General features: G+C 38.3%; 17 protein-coding genes. 5 read left to right on the top strand and 12 right to left on the bottom strand.

The annotated features are described in order from the left end of the window. The first annotated feature begins 4 nt into the window (after positions 1–4). The 5 genes from AAKU52_RS00820 (at position 5) to AAKU52_RS00800 (ending at position 3,843) form a co-directional block, all read left to right on the top strand. Complete coding sequence (locus AAKU52_RS00820) at positions 5–772, top strand: ABC transporter ATP-binding protein (RefSeq protein ID WP_354329198.1); 768 nt, start codon at positions 5–7, stop codon at positions 770–772. Between the two features lie 10 nt (positions 773–782). Further along, positions 783–1,874, top strand: a complete 1,092-nt coding sequence (locus tag AAKU52_RS00815; protein ID WP_354329196.1) for an ABC transporter permease — start codon at positions 783–785, stop codon at positions 1,872–1,874. 4 nt (positions 1,875–1,878) lie between these two features. Then, positions 1,879–2,067, top strand: a complete 189-nt coding sequence (locus AAKU52_RS00810; RefSeq protein ID WP_354329194.1) for a hypothetical protein — start codon at positions 1,879–1,881, stop codon at positions 2,065–2,067. An 87-nt stretch (positions 2,068–2,154) separates the two neighbouring features. Next, positions 2,155–3,447, top strand: a complete 1,293-nt coding sequence (eno, locus tag AAKU52_RS00805) for a phosphopyruvate hydratase (RefSeq protein WP_354329192.1) — start codon at positions 2,155–2,157, stop codon at positions 3,445–3,447. Positions 3,448–3,543: 96 nt separating this feature from the next. After that, positions 3,544–3,843, top strand: coding sequence for an FtsB family cell division protein (locus AAKU52_RS00800; RefSeq protein ID WP_354329190.1), 300 nt, complete (start codon positions 3,544–3,546; stop codon positions 3,841–3,843). Positions 3,844–3,849: 6 nt separating this feature from the next. Here the strand turns inward: AAKU52_RS00800 and AAKU52_RS00795 are convergent, their stop codons facing one another. From AAKU52_RS00795 to sucD, 12 genes are all read right to left on the bottom strand, one after another. Then, the gene (locus AAKU52_RS00795) at positions 3,850–4,935 is read right to left on the bottom strand and encodes a PAS domain-containing sensor histidine kinase (RefSeq protein WP_354329188.1); all 1,086 of its coding nucleotides are present in this window, start codon (positions 4,933–4,935) and stop codon (positions 3,850–3,852) included. 178 nt (positions 4,936–5,113) lie between these two features. Further along, positions 5,114–5,614 (bottom strand): DinB family protein, encoded by a 501-nt coding sequence (locus AAKU52_RS00790; protein ID WP_354329186.1) that lies wholly within the window; start codon positions 5,612–5,614, stop codon positions 5,114–5,116. A gap of 64 nt (positions 5,615–5,678) precedes the next feature. After that, positions 5,679–6,629, bottom strand: coding sequence for a helix-turn-helix transcriptional regulator (locus AAKU52_RS00785; RefSeq protein ID WP_354329184.1), 951 nt, complete (start codon positions 6,627–6,629; stop codon positions 5,679–5,681). A 106-nt stretch (positions 6,630–6,735) separates the two neighbouring features. Beyond that, positions 6,736–7,479 (bottom strand): 3-oxoacyl-[acyl-carrier-protein] reductase, encoded by a 744-nt coding sequence (fabG, locus tag AAKU52_RS00780; RefSeq protein ID WP_354329182.1) that lies wholly within the window; start codon positions 7,477–7,479, stop codon positions 6,736–6,738. 31 nt (positions 7,480–7,510) lie between these two features. Further along, positions 7,511–8,569: an agmatine deiminase family protein gene (locus AAKU52_RS00775; RefSeq protein ID WP_354329180.1), complete on the bottom strand. Its 1,059-nt coding sequence runs from the start codon at positions 8,567–8,569 to the stop codon at positions 7,511–7,513. After that, entirely contained in the window at positions 8,553–9,428 is an 876-nt protein-coding gene (locus tag AAKU52_RS00770) for a carbon-nitrogen hydrolase (RefSeq protein WP_354329178.1), read from the bottom strand. The genes AAKU52_RS00775 and AAKU52_RS00770 overlap by 17 nt, the downstream gene beginning before the upstream one ends. A gap of 84 nt (positions 9,429–9,512) precedes the next feature. Beyond that, positions 9,513–9,725 (bottom strand): cysteine-rich CWC family protein, encoded by a 213-nt coding sequence (locus AAKU52_RS00765; RefSeq protein WP_354329176.1) that lies wholly within the window; start codon positions 9,723–9,725, stop codon positions 9,513–9,515. A 77-nt stretch (positions 9,726–9,802) separates the two neighbouring features. Then, positions 9,803–12,181, bottom strand: coding sequence for a ribonucleoside-diphosphate reductase subunit alpha (locus AAKU52_RS00760; RefSeq protein WP_354329173.1), 2,379 nt, complete (start codon positions 12,179–12,181; stop codon positions 9,803–9,805). Between the two features lie 83 nt (positions 12,182–12,264). Next, positions 12,265–13,239: a ribonucleoside-diphosphate reductase small subunit gene (locus AAKU52_RS00755; RefSeq protein WP_354329171.1), complete on the bottom strand. Its 975-nt coding sequence runs from the start codon at positions 13,237–13,239 to the stop codon at positions 12,265–12,267. A gap of 334 nt (positions 13,240–13,573) precedes the next feature. Next, positions 13,574–13,960, bottom strand: coding sequence for a septal ring lytic transglycosylase RlpA family protein (locus AAKU52_RS00750; protein ID WP_354329169.1), 387 nt, complete (start codon positions 13,958–13,960; stop codon positions 13,574–13,576). A 119-nt stretch (positions 13,961–14,079) separates the two neighbouring features. Continuing rightward, a complete protein-coding gene (locus AAKU52_RS00745; protein ID WP_354329167.1) occupies positions 14,080–14,559 on the bottom strand; it encodes a methionine-R-sulfoxide reductase in 480 nt (159 codons plus the stop codon). Positions 14,560–14,696: 137 nt separating this feature from the next. Then, positions 14,697–15,572 carry a succinate--CoA ligase subunit alpha gene (gene sucD / locus AAKU52_RS00740; RefSeq protein WP_354329165.1) on the bottom strand — a complete coding sequence of 292 codons (876 nt, stop codon included), beginning with the start codon at positions 15,570–15,572 and terminating at the stop codon, positions 14,697–14,699. Positions 15,573–15,579 lie beyond the last annotated feature (7 nt).

Raw genomic sequence — 15,579 nt, 5'->3', positions numbered from 1 at the left:
CATCATGGATTTAAAAAAGGCCATTATTAGTGTAAAGGACCTGGTAAAAAACTACGATGACTTTGCGGCGGTGCAGGGCATAAGTTTTGAGGTTTTTGAAAACGAGATCTTTGGTTTACTAGGGCCAAATGGCGCCGGAAAAACCACCACATTGGAGATTATCGAAACGCTAAGGGAAAAAACTTCAGGAGAGATTTTGGTAGCTGGTTTTTCTGTTGACAAGGATGTCCAGCAAATCAAACAAATTATTGGTGTGCAATTGCAAGCGGCAGGTTATTATCCGAACTTGAATTTGGTGGAACTGCTGGAACTTTTTTCCGGTTTATATGGTGTAGACATCAATCCAATGGAAATGTTGGGCAAGGTAAATTTACAGGATAAAGCTAAGGCGAAATACAAAGCTTTATCGGGCGGACAAAAACAACGCTTCTCCATTGCTACAACGTTGATCAATAACCCTAAAATCATTTTCCTTGATGAGCCAACTACAGGACTTGACCCACAGGCACGACGAAATTTATGGGACTTAATCATCGGCATACGTAACAACGGCACCACAGTAGTGATAACCACGCATTATATGGATGAGGCAGAGCAGCTATGTGACCGGGTGGCTTTTGTGGAAAACGGTAAAATAATAGCGCTGGATACCCCAGATAATTTAATAGACAATTTGGTGAACAGTGGCTTCGAACGGAAGAAAGAAGTTAAAAAAGCAAACCTGGAAGATGTATTTATTAACCTAACAGGCCAGGAATGGCGGGAGGGGTAAACAAAAAAAAATGAATAAACCTTACAATAATACTAGGGCAACCCTGGCCCTGGCCAAAGCAAGTTTCAGATCCATCACCCGTAGTCCTTCTGCAGTGGTTTTCACCCTGGCATTTCCCCTGATCTTTATATTGGTTTTTGGATTTATGGGCGGTGGTGGCGTAAAAGTTGACCTCGCCGTATTACCAGGCTCCGACGTAAATAACCCTGTTATAGCAGCATTAGAGCAGATTTCGGTAGTCCGTTTAACTAAAAACAAAAATGCACAGGAAATTAAGGCAGCTTTGGAAAAAGGAAACCTGGATGCCTCGATAGCTGTAAAGAAAAATGCTACTGGTTTACCAGCTTATAGTGCAAACGTGACTTATACTTCAGCCTCTTTAGATAAAGCGAATATCTTAAAATCTATCTTAAACAATTTACTTTTCACGCTGAACACGAAAGATACAAAACCTACTGTTGCAGAAATTAACGAAAGTACAATGACAGGCAGAATATACCGGACCATTGACTTTATTTTACCCGGGCAGCTAGGCTTTGCCTTGTTAAGTACAGGTGTTTTTGGTACTGCTTTCGTTTTTTTTAATTTACGACAAACGTTAGTAATTAAACGGTTTTTTGCCACTCCGGTAAGGCGGTCGAGCATTGTTTTAGGAGAATGCCTTGCGCGTATTGGTTTCTCTTTGTTGGGCGCTTTATTTATAATTATCCTTGGGCGATTATTTTTCAACTTTACTCTGATACATGGTTTTATAACTGTCATAAACATGCTTTTGCTTGCTACTATTGGTGTTATTGTGTTTATGGGGTTCGGGTTTGTGGTATCTGGCATTGCGAAAAGCGAGAGTACTATACCGCCCATCTCTAATATTATTACCTTACCACAGTTTTTACTTTCAGGCACTTTCTTTTCTATTGATGCTTTCCCTAACTGGTTACAACCAATCAGCAGGGCATTGCCACTCACCTATTTGAATGATGCGATGCGAAAAGTAGCCTTTGAAGGTGCAGGTTTATGGGAGGTGAAAACTCAAATTTTGATTATGTTACTTTGGGGAGTGGTGGTTTATGCCGCTGCCGTAAAAGTTTTTAAATGGGAATAATTTTATGAAAGCAAAACTACTTATTATACTTTTTTCGATTGTTTTAATCGTAAATCTGGTTATACTTTATCAAAACAATTTTAGCTGGAAAGCGCATTATGTAAATTATGCTGGCGTGGTGAGCATGAGTCTTTTAATTGTTTCACAGGTGATTGGCATAAAACAACGTCAAAAAAATGGACAATCTAACTGATAATTTAAAATTTATTTTAACTTTGGATATACGCTTAGTAATTGTATAATTTACACTAAGACGGATTTAACCATAAAATTAATAAAAATGAGTTTAATTATTGATGTTCACGCAAGACAGATCCTCGATTCAAGAGGCAACCCTACAATTGAAGTAGAGGTAGTAACAGAAAACGGCAACATGGGCCGTGCAGCAGTTCCTTCTGGAGCCAGCACAGGTAAACATGAGGCAGTTGAACTGAGAGACGGAGATGATAAAGTCTACATGGGCAAAGGTGTATTAAAAGCTGTTGATAATGTAAATAGCAAAATAGCTAAAGAACTGCAAGGTGTTGATGTTTTTGAACAGAATTTGATCGATAAATTGATGATCAATCTTGATGGTTCTGAAAACAAAGGTAACCTGGGTGCTAATGCAATTCTTGGTGTTTCACTTGCTGTAGCTAAAGCTGCCGCACAAGAAAGCAGACAACCTTTATACCGTTATATTGGTGGTGTAAATGCAAATACTTTACCGATACCGATGATGAACATCTTAAATGGTGGTGCACATGCGGATAATAAAATTGATTTTCAGGAATTTATGATCATGCCTTTAGGTGCAAAAAGTTTCTCTGAAGCTTTGCAAATGGGTACTGAAGTTTTCCATAACCTGAAAACAGTATTAAAGAAAAAAGGATATTCTACAAATGTTGGTGATGAAGGTGGTTTTGCCCCAAACATCGGTTCTAACGTTGAAGCTATTGAAACGGTATTAACGGCAATTGAGGCTTCAGGCTTTACGCCAGGAAAAGATATTTGGATAGCAATGGATGCTGCAGCTTCTGAGATGTACGATTCGAAAACAAAAACCTATAATTTCCACAAATCTTCTGGCGAGAAATTAACTTCTGATGAGATGGTTAATTACTGGGTAGACTGGGCAAGCAAATATCCTATCATTTCAATTGAAGATGGTTTGGATGAAGATGACTGGGCTGCATGGGAAGCTTTAACAAGAGCAATTGGTGATAAAGTACAATTGGTAGGTGATGATTTATTTGTGACCAACGTAAAACGCTTACAACAAGGTGTAGATAAAAATATTGCAAACTCTATTTTAGTGAAAGTTAACCAGATCGGTACTTTAACAGAAACGATTAATGCGGTTAGTTTAGCACAAAACAGTGGCTATACCTCGGTAATGAGTCATAGAAGTGGTGAAACTGAAGACACTACAATTGCTGATTTAGCGGTTGCCTTGAACTGTGGTCAAATTAAAACAGGTTCTGCTTCACGTTCTGACAGGATTGCAAAATACAACCAATTGTTACGTATTGAAGAAGAATTAGGTTCTGCAGCACGTTTTATTGGTAAAGATTTCAAATTCTTAAAAAAATAATTATTATCATAGCGCCAGTAATGCTGGCAATAAATTTTAACAAAATAAATCCCTACCTTTAATTAGGCAGGGATTTTTTGTTTTATCTTTGTAGCCATGAATCGCTTAATTGAACTTTTCCGCAATAAATATTTTGTCGCAACTGCGGCCTTTGTGGTCTGGATGTTATTTTTTGACAAAAACGATGTACTTTCTCAGTATGAGTTCCGTCACGAAGTGAAAGATCTTCGCGAAGAAAAAAATTTCTACCAAAAAGAAACGGCTCAAGTTAAGAAAGATTTAAAAGAGCTCAGCACAAACCTTAAATCTGCTGAAAAATTTGCCCGGGAAAAGTATTTCATGAAAAAAGATAATGAAGATATTTTCGTGATCATAAAGGAAGCACCAAAAAAATAATCAATCTTAAATAGACCCCAACGGAATTTCGAGGTAGAACTTTGTCCCTTTATTTACCTCACTTTCAAACCAGACACTACCGCCATGACTTTCGGTAAGTGATTTCACAATCCACATCCCTAATCCCATAGAGTCTTCGCCATTTACCCCTGCCCTTCCTGCTTTAGTATATTTTTTAAAAAGAATAGGTCGCAAACTTCTTGGAATACCTATTCCGTCATCAGCTACCGTAACCAGAAAAGTTTTTTCTAATTTCTCTACATGTACCTGAATACTTCCATTTTCTCTCGTGAATTTTATGGCGTTTGAAACTAAATTATTAATAATTTGAAGGAACTTCATACTGTCTGCATTAACATAAATTTCTTTATGAGAATGGGTGAAACCTAATTTTTTGTGAATTGCCTCTTGCGATTTAATATAAATTTCCATCACCTGTTTAATCTCCCAAACCACATCCAACCGCTCTTTACTCATTGCCACTTCGGCAGTATCAAGTGCTTCCCGCTTAAGTACTGTATTAATTAAATTAATGTTTCTTCTGGAAATATCTTCAATCAATTCTGTAAGCTTATGGATCTCCTCATTTTCCGGCAATTTTTTAGCAATAACAGAGGCCAGCATTTTCACTGTTCCGATGGGACCGCGTAAATCATGGGAGAGAATTTCAAGAGTAGAATTTTTCCACCCGTTTATCTTTTGCATATTGAACACACTCGCTATCCTGGCTGTTTCATCTTCTCCCATACCGCATAAATACTGTATCTTACCGTCCTCCACAATAGGATATACCTTAAGACTTATCCATCTTTCTGTTTTATCTGGCCTTACAACCCTAAAATTCAACAAACTACTTGTTTCCTTCTTTAAAAGAGCTTTAAAATTAAGTTTAACATATTGCAAATCGTCTTTGAATACTATTTTAAGTAATAACCCAGGGTTTTTAAACAGTTCGTCGGATTTTCTCCTCGTAATTTCTTCAAATGCGGTATTCACAAATTTAAAACGACGTTCGGTAGCATTGAAAATAAAAAATATATCATCAGATTGAAGCGTCATCTGTTTCAGAATTAAACCTTCACTATTACTCATAGATAAAATAAGATTAAGGATACAATTTTAATTAAACAATTTATTGTAAATAATGTTTTTTCCATTTACAGCGTATTTAACTTTTAAGGGAATTTAGAATTCCAAAAGTTACCAGAAAAGAAGATTACAATTGGAAAGGCGTAAAAAAATTAAAAAGCTTTTCTTTGTTTAGTTGGAGTTAGAAACTGGGCTCATCTGCACTGGGGCCATAGGTAGCAGGAAGTGGTACATCAAGCAAACGAAGGTAAACACCTAATTGAGCTCGGTGATGGATGGTCTGACTTAAAGCATGACGTATGAGCTCTCCTTTGGTGATTGTCATCAGCACCTGATCACCATTCCTTAAAGTCCAATTCGGCAATAAATCTTCATCTTTACCATTTTCAAGGTTTTTCTCTGCTCCTGCGAGGGATTTTTCAAGAATAGCCAACAGTGCTGAATTATCCACCCAGGAAGGCAACTCATAAGGCTTTCCACCAAAATCAAGTTCTTCGGTGGTAAAAGCCAAACTTATCCAATCGGGCAATTCTGCTAGATGTGCCGCCAATTGCCTGATAGGCATACTTTTTTCATGAGGCTGCCAATCCTGTTTGTCGGATGGAATACGCTCTAGCATTTTACGGGTAACTAATGACTCCTGTTTTAATTCTTTCAGTAAACTTTGAATAGTTGATTTCATATTTTTGTTTTGATATATTCAAAGATATCACTGCATGGTGACAACCCTATGTCAGCAGTGCTGATTAATTTTCTAATTTTTCACTAATAGCAGAAAAAAGAGTCTTTACGCGGGTCAGCAATGCTACTGGATGAATGATATTTGCATGGTCGGCGAACGTCATATACCATCGAGCAAAGCCCTCTAAAGAAACAGTCAGAAAATGCATCTCGACACCTTTTGATGTTTGATTTTCAAACACATAACCTTGGTAATATTTTTGTTCGCCAAGATGCAGACAGGCATGTTGATCGATGCTTAAGATAACTTCCTGCAGCTGCATTTCTTTATATTGATCATTTAAAATCGTTTTTAGAGAAGGGTGAACATCAATAAATTTTTCAGAAGTGGTACTGATATCTGTAATTCTGTCAAACCGGAAATCCCGGAAAGCTTTTCTTTCCCTACAATAGGCAATCAAATGCCAGTAAGGACTGAGGTAAAATACACCAATGGGTTCTATGATCCTTTGAGTGTGTATTTGCCTGTAGTAGGCGAAATAGTTAAGTTGCATCACTTGCCTTATGGCAATGGCATGGAGAATGGTTTGCAAGGGATTGTGATGGGATTGAAGTTCTGGCGGCTTGTTAGTTCTGAGTACTTGAATCCTATTGTCAAGCTGTTCCAGATAATCCTTTTCAGTAGTTTTAAGTACAGCCCTTATTTTATAAAGGGCTGTACTGTAATATTTTCCGTTCGTTGCATCAGTTAAGCTCAGCACCAGCTTTTCTGCAGTAATGAAAGCCAATGCCTCTTCGCGGGTAAACATTACCGGAGGCAGCCTGTAACCCTCCGCCAGCGCATACCCTATTCCCGCTTCACCCAGAATCGGCACACCGGCTTCTTCTAAGGATCGAATATCTCTGTAAACGGTTCGCAGACTGATCTGAAAACGGTCAGCAATGTCTTGAGCCTTAACGGTTCTGCGCGACTGCAATTGTATGAGTATAGCAGACAAACGGTTTATTCGGTTCATCTTCCAAATTTATAAAATGAAATCGATGAAACCATCAGCAGCAAACTATCAAACAAAAAACCCCGGTAATTAAGCATTGCCGGGGTTTTCAAGGAAATAATTTATTTTAAAGCATCCCTCCGCAAACGGAAATCACTTGTCCCGTTACGTAAGCGCTCATATCTGAGGCTAAAAACACACAAACATTAGCTACGTCTTCAGGCTCACCTGCTCTTTTCAGAGGTATACCTTGCTCCCAGCCCTGAACAACTTTTGGATCTAATACTTCGGTCATCTCTGTACGAATAAAACCCGGGGCCACCACATTGGAACGGATGTTACGTGAACCTAATTCTTTTGCAACTGACTTAGAGAAACCTATAATACCTGCTTTTGATGCGGCATAATTAGCCTGACCTGCATTTCCTTGTACGCCAACCACAGAGCTCATGTTGATAAATACACCTTTACGATTTTTCATCATAATTTTTGAGGCAGCTTTAGTCACATTGAAAACGGATTTCAAGTTTACATTGATCACGTCATCCCAATTTTGTTCACTCATTCGCATTAACAAACCATCTTTTGTGATACCGGCATTATTAACCACAATATCCAGGGTACCGAAATCAGCCACAATAGCACTGATTAATTGCTCTGCTTCATCAAATTTCGAAGCGTCAGAACGGTAGCCTTTAATTTTAGTTCCATACGATTGCAATTCCTGTTCCAGCGCTTCGCCTTTTTCAACAGATGATAAATAAGTAAAAGCTACATTAGCACCTTGTGCTGCAAATGTTTCTGCTATTTTACGGCCTATTCCTTTTGAAGCACCAGTAATCAGTGCGGTTTTTCCTTCAAGTAATTTCATGTATAAATTTGGTTATAGAGTAAGGATAAAGTTAATGGGTAATTGCAGGTTCCTGCTGACTTAAACAATGGAAGCTACCCAAGCCCCAAATGATATCTATAGAATCTATTCCAACAACCTCACGGTCGGGAAAGGCTTTCTGGATTATTGCTAAAGCAATAGTATCGTTGACGTCCCTGAAAGTAGGCACGATAACGGCTTTATTGGCAATATAAAAGTTAGCATAAGAAGCTGGCAAACGGGTATCTTCATGGATAACCGGTGATGGCATTGGCAAAGTGATGATGTTTAAAGCCTCGCCATTTAATAAGCGCATTCCTTTTAAGCTTTCCAGGTTTTCCTGCAGCAATACGTAATTGTCATCCAATGGGTTACTTTCTACTACGGTAAGCACTGTATTACGGTTCACAAAACGGGTAATGTCATCAATATGACCATCTGTATCATCTCCTACAATACCATCGCCCAACCAAAGCACTTGTTCCACACCATAGTAATCCATCAGGTACTGTTCAATCTGGAATTTACTAAGGTCAGGATTTCTATTTTCATTTAATAAACAAGCAGTAGTGGTTAAAATAGTACCTGCACCATTGAATTCTACAGAACCACCTTCCATCACAATACCCGGGATGTAAAGCGGCAATTTAAAATGCTCAGCTATTCTAGTCGGAATCACATCATCAAGTTCATAGGGTGGATATTTATTACCCCATGCATTGTAAGCCCAATCTATGACCACTTTTTTACTCCCATCTTTGTTTAACAAAAAAGCAGGACCGTGATCACGGCACCATGCATCATTGCTGGGATGGAAATAAAATTCAATATTAGCTAAATCTACCCCTGCTTTTTCAAGTTCAGCAATGGCAAAAGCCTTGGTTTCTTCATCATTGATGTTGATCCTTACTTTTTCGCCTTGTGCCAGTACTTTTATAAATGCACAGTAGGGCGCATAAATTGTTTCTAATTTACCGGGCCAGGAAGCTTCTTTATGTGGCCAGGTTAGCCAGGTAGCCTCATGCTGTGCCCATTCAGGAGGGAAAACATAACCCTGTTTCTTAGGTGTATCGTTAAATAGATTCGTCATCTATGTATCTTTTTGTGATTTGTGAATAACTGTCAATGCGCCTGTCGCGCAAAAAAGGCCAATGTGTTCTGTAACTATCAGATTTTGATAAGTCGAGCGTTACAACCTTCAATTCTTCTTCATTGTGCGAAGCCTGGTATAACAGGGTTCCAAATGGATTGGAAACAAAAGACCCACCCCAGAATTTAACTCCTGCTTCTTCGCCTACGCGATTAATACTGACAACGGGAATACCGTTGGCAATAGCATGCGAACGTTGTATAGTTTGCCAGGCATTGTATTGTTCTTTATTCGTTTCTTCATCTTGTGTGCTTGCCCAACCTATAGCAGTAGGATAAACCAAAAAGTCTGCCCCCATTAATGCGGTTAGTCTTGCTGCTTCCGGGTACCATTGGTCCCAGCAAATCAGGACACCTATTTTTGCATATTTAGTGTTGAATACTTTATAGCCTAAATCACCAGGAGTGAAGTAAAATTTCTCATAAAAACCAGGATCATCAGGGATGTGCATTTTACGGTATTTACCTAAATATGCTCCATCAGCATCTAACACAGCCGTGGTATTGTGGTAAAGGCCTTCAGCCCTTTTTTCAAATAGTGAAGCAACGATAACTACCTTTAATTCGGCAGCAACTTTCGATAATGCGTCTGTTGTAGGACCAGGAATTGCTTCTGCCAATTTAAAATTGTCGTAATCCTCTACATCACAAAAATAAAGAGAGGTAAACAATTCCTGCAAGCAGACAACTTGAGCACCCTGTGCTGCAATTTCCCTGATTTTAACAATCGCGTTCTCTATATTTTCTTCTTTATTAGCGGTACAGCTCATCTGCACCAAACCAACTTGTACTTTAGCCATTCTGTAAAATTTGAAATACAAAGTTAACAGAAAATTTTTGTTTGCAGGAAGATTGAAGTTTTCAGTTGAGACAAATACAGCCGGTTAACCAGGATTGACGAACATTACAGCACGATATTCTGCTTGCAGCGCCAATAAGCATTGGGCACAAAGGCAACCATCATACAATTCACTGATGTATTGCATTTCGTTAAGGTCTAGCTGAACCGCATTACACTGGCATTTTAAAGAGGCATTAGCCTTACATTCAATGCTAGTATTACAGCGTTCGCAAGGTATGATTTCATGTTTAGCCATGAACGCAAAGATAGCGCATAAAAAAAGGAGTAAGAAATGAATCTTACCCCTTGTAATACTTTATTGCTTTACTTGTTTTAACCGGAGCAACTGATACAACCTTCTTCCATAGAACAAACTGGTCCTTCAGCAATTTCTTCTGCACCTCCTTCAATATGTTCTGGAATTACTGGCTCCAGGTTTTTACCCGACTGATTTTCAACTGTAAACTTCACTGCTTGAGCAGCAGCTTGTGTACGCAAGTAATACATACCAGTTTTTAAACCTTTCTTCCAGGCATAAAAATGCATTGAAGTTAATTTAGAAGTGTTTGGTGCATTAATGAACAAGTTCAATGATTGCGACTGGCAGATATAAGCACCACGATCGGCGGCCATATCAATAATACTACGCATTTTAATTTCCCAAACAGTTTTATATAATTCCTTAATGTAATCAGGAATTTCAGGTATGTGTTGAATAGAGCCATTCGCCAAAATAATCCTATCTTTCATTGCTGTATTCCACAATCCTAAAGCCACTAAATCTTTTAACAAGTGTTTATTTACAACAACAAATTCTCCGCTTAAAACTCTTCTGGTATAAATATTAGAAGTATAAGGCTCGAAGCATTCATTGTTACCCAATATTTGAGAAGTAGAAGCTGTTGGCATCGGAGCTACTAATAAAGAATTGTAAGCACCGTTTTTAATAACTTTTTCACGCAATGTTTCCCAATCCCAACGGTTACTATCTGGTGTAACATTCCATAAATCAAACTGAAACTGTCCTTTAGATAAAGGAGAGCCCTTAAATGTTTGATAAGGACCATGCTTAACAGCAAGGTCATGGGAAGCATTCATGGCAGCAAAATAGATCGTTTCAAAGATATCTTTGTTGAGCACCTTTGCCTCCTCGCTTTCAAAAGGAAGGCGCAATAAGATAAAAGCGTCCGCCAATCCTTGAACACCCAAACCTATAGGTCTGTGGCGCATGTTAGAATTCCTGGCTTCTTCTACCGGATAATAGTTATGGTCGATAATCTTATTGAGGTTTAAAGTAGCCTGGTAAGTTACCTCATATAATTTCTGGTGATCAAACTCTCCATTGATGACGTATCTTGGTAAAGCCAGGGAAGCTAAATTACATACCGCCACCTCGTCTTTTGAGGTATATTCAATAATTTCTGTGCACAAGTTAGAGCTTTTAATGGTACCCAGGTTTTGCTGGTTCGATTTGCTATTAGCCGCATCTTTATACAATAAATAAGGTGTGCCAGTTTCAATTTGAGAATCCAGTATGGCAAACCAAAGCTCTTGAGCTTTAATGGTTTTTCTTGCTTTACCTTCACGCTCGTAACGGGTATACAATTCATCGAATTCTTCGCCAAAACAATCAGCTAAACCTGGTGCTTCATGCGGACAAAAAAGGCTCCATTCGCCATTTTCTTCCACACGTTTCATAAATAGATCGCAAATCCATAAAGCGTAGAACAAATCACGTGCACGCAATTCTTCTTTACCATGGTTTTTACGCAAGTCAAGGAAACTGAAAACATCAGCATGCCAAGGCTCCAGGTAAATTGCAAAAGCGCCTTTACGCTTACCACCACCCTGATCTACGTATCGTGCCGTGTCATTAAAAACTTTTAGCATGGGTACAATACCATTACTGGTGCCGTTGGTACCACCAATGTAAGTGCCTGTTGCCCTGATATTATGAATACTTAAACCAATACCACCTGCACTCTGAGAGATTTTAGCAGTTTGTTTCAAAGTATCGTATATTCCTTCAATGCTGTCATCCTGCATGGTTAACAAAAAGCAGGAAGACATTTGAGGTTTTGGCGTAGCCGCATTAAATAAGGTAGGTGTAGCATGGGTAAACCAACGCTCACTCATCAGGTTATAAGTAGCAATAGCACTTTCAATATCTTCTTTATGGATTCCTACGGATACACGCATAAATAAATGCTGCGGGCGCTCCACGATCTGACCTTCAATTTTTAGGAGGTATGATTTCTCTAAGGTTTTAAAACCGAAGTAATCAAAGCCAAAATCTCTGTCGTAAATAATAGTGCTGTCTAAAATATCTGCATTTTCTTTAATCACCTGCCAAACATCTTCTGCAATAAGAGACGCTGATTTACCGGTTTTTGAATCCACATAATTGTATAACATCTCCATCGTTTTTGAGAACGATTTAGTGGTGTTTTTATGCAAATTAGAGACCGCAATCCTGGAAGCCAGCAAGGCATAATCAGGATGTTTAGTGGTTAAGGAGGCTGCCGTTTCTGCAGCAAGGTTATCGAGTTCTGAAGTAGTTACCCCATCATACAATCCTTCAATTACCTTTTTAGCTACATCAATTGGGTCAACCAACTCAGGGTTGAAGCCATAACATAGCTTTTCAATGCGAGCCGTAATTTTATCAAATTTGACCACTTCCTGGCGGCCGTCTCTTTTTTGTACAAACATATTTAACAGTATTTTGATTGTGCCTTCCCCATTGTTTTTAGCAATAGCAATACGCACCAGTTTTTTTATTTTAATTTATATGCCTAGAAATCATCATCCAAAGAAAAAGCAGAGGCTTTATCTTCTGTAGATGTCAATACGCCACTTTTTTGGTAATCACCAACACGTTTCTCAAAGAAATTGGTTTTACCCTGCAAGGATATCATCTCCATGAAATCAAATGGATTCGTAGCATTGTAAATCTTGGTATAACCGAGTTCCTGTAACCACCTGTCGGCTACAAATTCAATGTATTGTGACATTAACTTTGCGTTCATACCAATTAAAGCAACCGGAAGTGCATCAGTAATAAATTCTTTTTCAATTTCTACAGCATCGCGGATAATAGACTGAACAGCTTCTTCACTCAATTTATTCTCCAGCATTCTGTACAGCAGGCAAGCGAACTCACAGTGCATGCCTTCATCGCGGGAAATCAACTCATTACTAAAGGTTAATCCCGGCATTAAGCCTCTTTTCTTTAGCCAGAATATGGAGCAAAAACTACCACTAAAGAATATACCTTCAACGGCAGCAAAAGCAACAAGACGTTCAGCAAAACTGCCTCCATCAATCCAGCGCAATGCCCATTCTGCTTTCCGTTTTACACAAGGAACTGTTTCTACAGCATGGAACAAACGGTCTTTTTCTTCAGGGTCTTTAATATAGCTATCAATTAACAAGGCATAAGTTTCTGAGTGAATGTTTTCCATCATAATTTGAAAACCATAGAAACAGCGTGCTTCAGGCAATTGCACTTCGCTCATGAAATTAACGGCGAGGTTTTCGTTAACGATACCATCACTTGCAGCAAAGAAAGCCAGAATATGAGAAATGAAGTGACGTTCGCCAGAATTTAAGTTATCCCAATGCTTCTGATCGTCCGAAAGATCAATTTCCTCCGCAGTCCAAAAGCTAGCTTCACTTTTCTTGTACATCTCCCAAATTTCAGGGTATTTAATAGGCAAAAGAACAAAACGGTCTTTATTTTCTCTCAATAACACTTCATCTTCCTGCATAAGCTTGATTTTAAATCTTCAATATTTTAATAATTTTCTTCCATAAAGAAACACCACTTGTTAAGCCTCAATCATACAAATTCAAGGTGTAACAATGATTAAAAAAGGCGTGTAATTTACTAAAGAAACTGTATAACAAATATAACGCGCGAAGGCTTTGTTTTGGACAAATAAGTTGTTAACAACTATAGAAATTTATCAACAACCGCAGCAGAAATTGACATATAAATTACCCCAAAAACTTGCCGCTGATTTAAATATTTAAATCAGAAAATGAGCTAAGCACTGTTAATAAATTTAAATTTCTGATTGCAATGTAGTTATGAAAAGAAGCTTACACACCTGAGGTATCATAACTAATTTCTACTCTGGAATGCCCTTTTTTATAAAAGCCTAAAAGCTTAGCGGCCCCTTCAGAAATATCAATGATATATTTCTGGGTAAATGGGCCTCGGTCATTGACTTCTACGTCGACAGACTTGCCATTATTTAGATTGGTAACGGTAACAATAGTACCGAAAGGTAAAGTTCTATGCGCTGCAGTCAATTTTACTGAACGGTATTTTTCGCCACTAGTGGTTTTTCTACCCTCAAATTTTTTCGCATAATAAGTAGCATAACCGCTCTTTGTACGTAATTTGGAAAAATGTTGTGTTTTTTCTTCTTGCGCATGCACCTTTAAAAACAAGAACATGCTCATTAAAATCAAACAATACTTCATATAAAACCCTAATTGATGAATGGTCAAAGATAAGAAAACTAACCATTTATAAAAATCTACAGCCCTATGAGCAATTCACAGGGCTGTAGAAAATCAAAAAAAAAAATAAAAAACGAGCTCTAAAGTGCTTTAGGAACGAAATTCATCGATACAGAATTTACACAATGACGGGTGTTTTTAGCCGTAAATCCTTCACCAACAAAGACATGGCCGAGGTGACCTTTACATTTAGCGCAAACAATTTCAGTTCTCATCCCATCGGCATCGGCAATTTTAATCACGGCGCCTTCAATTTCATCATCGAAACTTGGCCAGCCACATTCTGATTCAAATTTAGAGGTTGATTTATAAAGAGGTGCATTGCATCTTTTACATACATAAGTACCCTCTTGTTTATTATTCAAGAGCTCGCCTGTACCAGGATATTCAGTTCCCTTATTTACAATAACCGCCTCTTCTTCTTTAGTTAATTTATTCCATTCCATATGCTGTGTTGTTTTTACAGGCTGTTCTTTCTTATCCTTTTGTGCACAAGCGGTGAAACTTGTCATAAAGAATAATCCCAACAGGATTACAATTTTACTAATTATAGGTTTCATAACTATCATTTATACCCAATATACGTAAAAACCAATTCTTGAGTTTCCCGAACAGGTAAAATTTTTGTCATAAGGAAAAACAAGAAAAGCTCCGGTGATGGACACCGAAGCTTTTTATATGATTTAAGGAAAACTTTTTATTTATTCAATAACAATTCTGCCATAGCAGCACCTATTTCAGCAGGACTTTCTACAACACGAATACCACATTCAGCCATAATTTTCATTTTAGCAGCAGCAGTATCATCAGCACCACCAACAATGGCACCCGCATGACCCATTCTACGTCCCGCAGGAGCAGTTTGTCCGGCGATAAAACCAACTACAGGTTTAGTACCATGTTCTTTAATCCAAAGTGCAGCTTCAGCTTCCATACCACCACCAATTTCACCAATCATGATGATACCTTCAGTTTCCGGATCGTTCATTAACAATTCAACCGCTTCTTTAGTAGTTGTACCAATGATTGGATCGCCACCAATACCTATAGCTGTAGTAATACCCAAACCTGCTTTAACAACCTGATCAACAGCTTCGTAAGTTAAAGTACCTGATTTAGATACCACACCTACCGTACCTTTTTTGAAGATAAAACCTGGCATAATACCAATTTTAGCCTCATCAGCAGTGATGATACCTGGACAATTTGGCCCGATTAAACGACAATCTCTGTCAGAAATATATTCTTTTACCTGAATCATATCCTTAGTAGGAATACCTTCAGTAATACAAACAATAACTTTAATTCCCGCTTCAGCAGCTTCCATAATGGCATCTGCAGCAAAAGCTGGGGGAACAAAAATGATAGATACATTGGCACCGGCCTGATCAACCGCATCCTTAACAGTATTAAATACGGGTCTGTCTAAGTGGGTTTGTCCACCTTTACCTGGGGTAACACCGCCAACTACGTCAGTTCCGTATTCTATCATTTGAGAAGCATGATAAGTACCTTCATTTCCTGTAAAACCCTGAACAATAACTTTTGAATCTTTATTTACTAAAACACTCATGTATCTA

This window comes from Pedobacter sp. CG_S7 (assembly GCF_040544395.1).
In the GTDB taxonomy this organism is placed as follows: Bacteria; Bacteroidota; Bacteroidia; order Sphingobacteriales; family Sphingobacteriaceae; genus Pedobacter.
The sequence above is the reverse complement of the archived record's forward strand: the minus strand, read 5'-3'. Positions and strand labels throughout refer to the sequence as shown.

What these genes read in the sequence shown, in the direction of transcription:
- AAKU52_RS00795 (WP_354329188.1), bottom strand. Translation starts at nt 4,935, where the DNA reads ATGAGTAATAGTGAAGGTTTAATTCTGAAACAGATGACGCTTCAATCT.
- AAKU52_RS00745 (WP_354329167.1), bottom strand. Translation starts at nt 14,559, where the DNA reads ATGAAACCTATAATTAGTAAAATTGTAATCCTGTTGGGATTATTCTTT.
- AAKU52_RS00770 (WP_354329178.1), bottom strand. Translation starts at nt 9,428, where the DNA reads ATGGCTAAAGTACAAGTTGGTTTGGTGCAGATGAGCTGTACCGCTAAT.
- AAKU52_RS00785 (WP_354329184.1), bottom strand. Translation starts at nt 6,629, where the DNA reads ATGAACCGAATAAACCGTTTGTCTGCTATACTCATACAATTGCAGTCG.
- fabG (WP_354329182.1), bottom strand. Translation starts at nt 7,479, where the DNA reads ATGAAATTACTTGAAGGAAAAACCGCACTGATTACTGGTGCTTCAAAA.
- AAKU52_RS00810 (WP_354329194.1), top strand. Translation starts at nt 1,879, where the DNA reads ATGAAAGCAAAACTACTTATTATACTTTTTTCGATTGTTTTAATCGTA.
- AAKU52_RS00765 (WP_354329176.1), bottom strand. Translation starts at nt 9,725, where the DNA reads ATGGCTAAACATGAAATCATACCTTGCGAACGCTGTAATACTAGCATT.
- AAKU52_RS00750 (WP_354329169.1), bottom strand. Translation starts at nt 13,960, where the DNA reads ATGAAGTATTGTTTGATTTTAATGAGCATGTTCTTGTTTTTAAAGGTG.
- AAKU52_RS00800 (WP_354329190.1), top strand. Translation starts at nt 3,544, where the DNA reads ATGAATCGCTTAATTGAACTTTTCCGCAATAAATATTTTGTCGCAACT.
- AAKU52_RS00775 (WP_354329180.1), bottom strand. Translation starts at nt 8,569, where the DNA reads ATGACGAATCTATTTAACGATACACCTAAGAAACAGGGTTATGTTTTC.
- AAKU52_RS00790 (WP_354329186.1), bottom strand. Translation starts at nt 5,614, where the DNA reads ATGAAATCAACTATTCAAAGTTTACTGAAAGAATTAAAACAGGAGTCA.
- AAKU52_RS00755 (WP_354329171.1), bottom strand. Translation starts at nt 13,239, where the DNA reads ATGCAGGAAGATGAAGTGTTATTGAGAGAAAATAAAGACCGTTTTGTT.
- AAKU52_RS00760 (WP_354329173.1), bottom strand. Translation starts at nt 12,181, where the DNA reads ATGTTTGTACAAAAAAGAGACGGCCGCCAGGAAGTGGTCAAATTTGAT.
- eno (WP_354329192.1), top strand. Translation starts at nt 2,155, where the DNA reads ATGAGTTTAATTATTGATGTTCACGCAAGACAGATCCTCGATTCAAGA.
- AAKU52_RS00820 (WP_354329198.1), top strand. Translation starts at nt 5, where the DNA reads ATGGATTTAAAAAAGGCCATTATTAGTGTAAAGGACCTGGTAAAAAAC.
- sucD (WP_354329165.1), bottom strand. Translation starts at nt 15,572, where the DNA reads ATGAGTGTTTTAGTAAATAAAGATTCAAAAGTTATTGTTCAGGGTTTT.
- AAKU52_RS00815 (WP_354329196.1), top strand. Translation starts at nt 783, where the DNA reads ATGAATAAACCTTACAATAATACTAGGGCAACCCTGGCCCTGGCCAAA.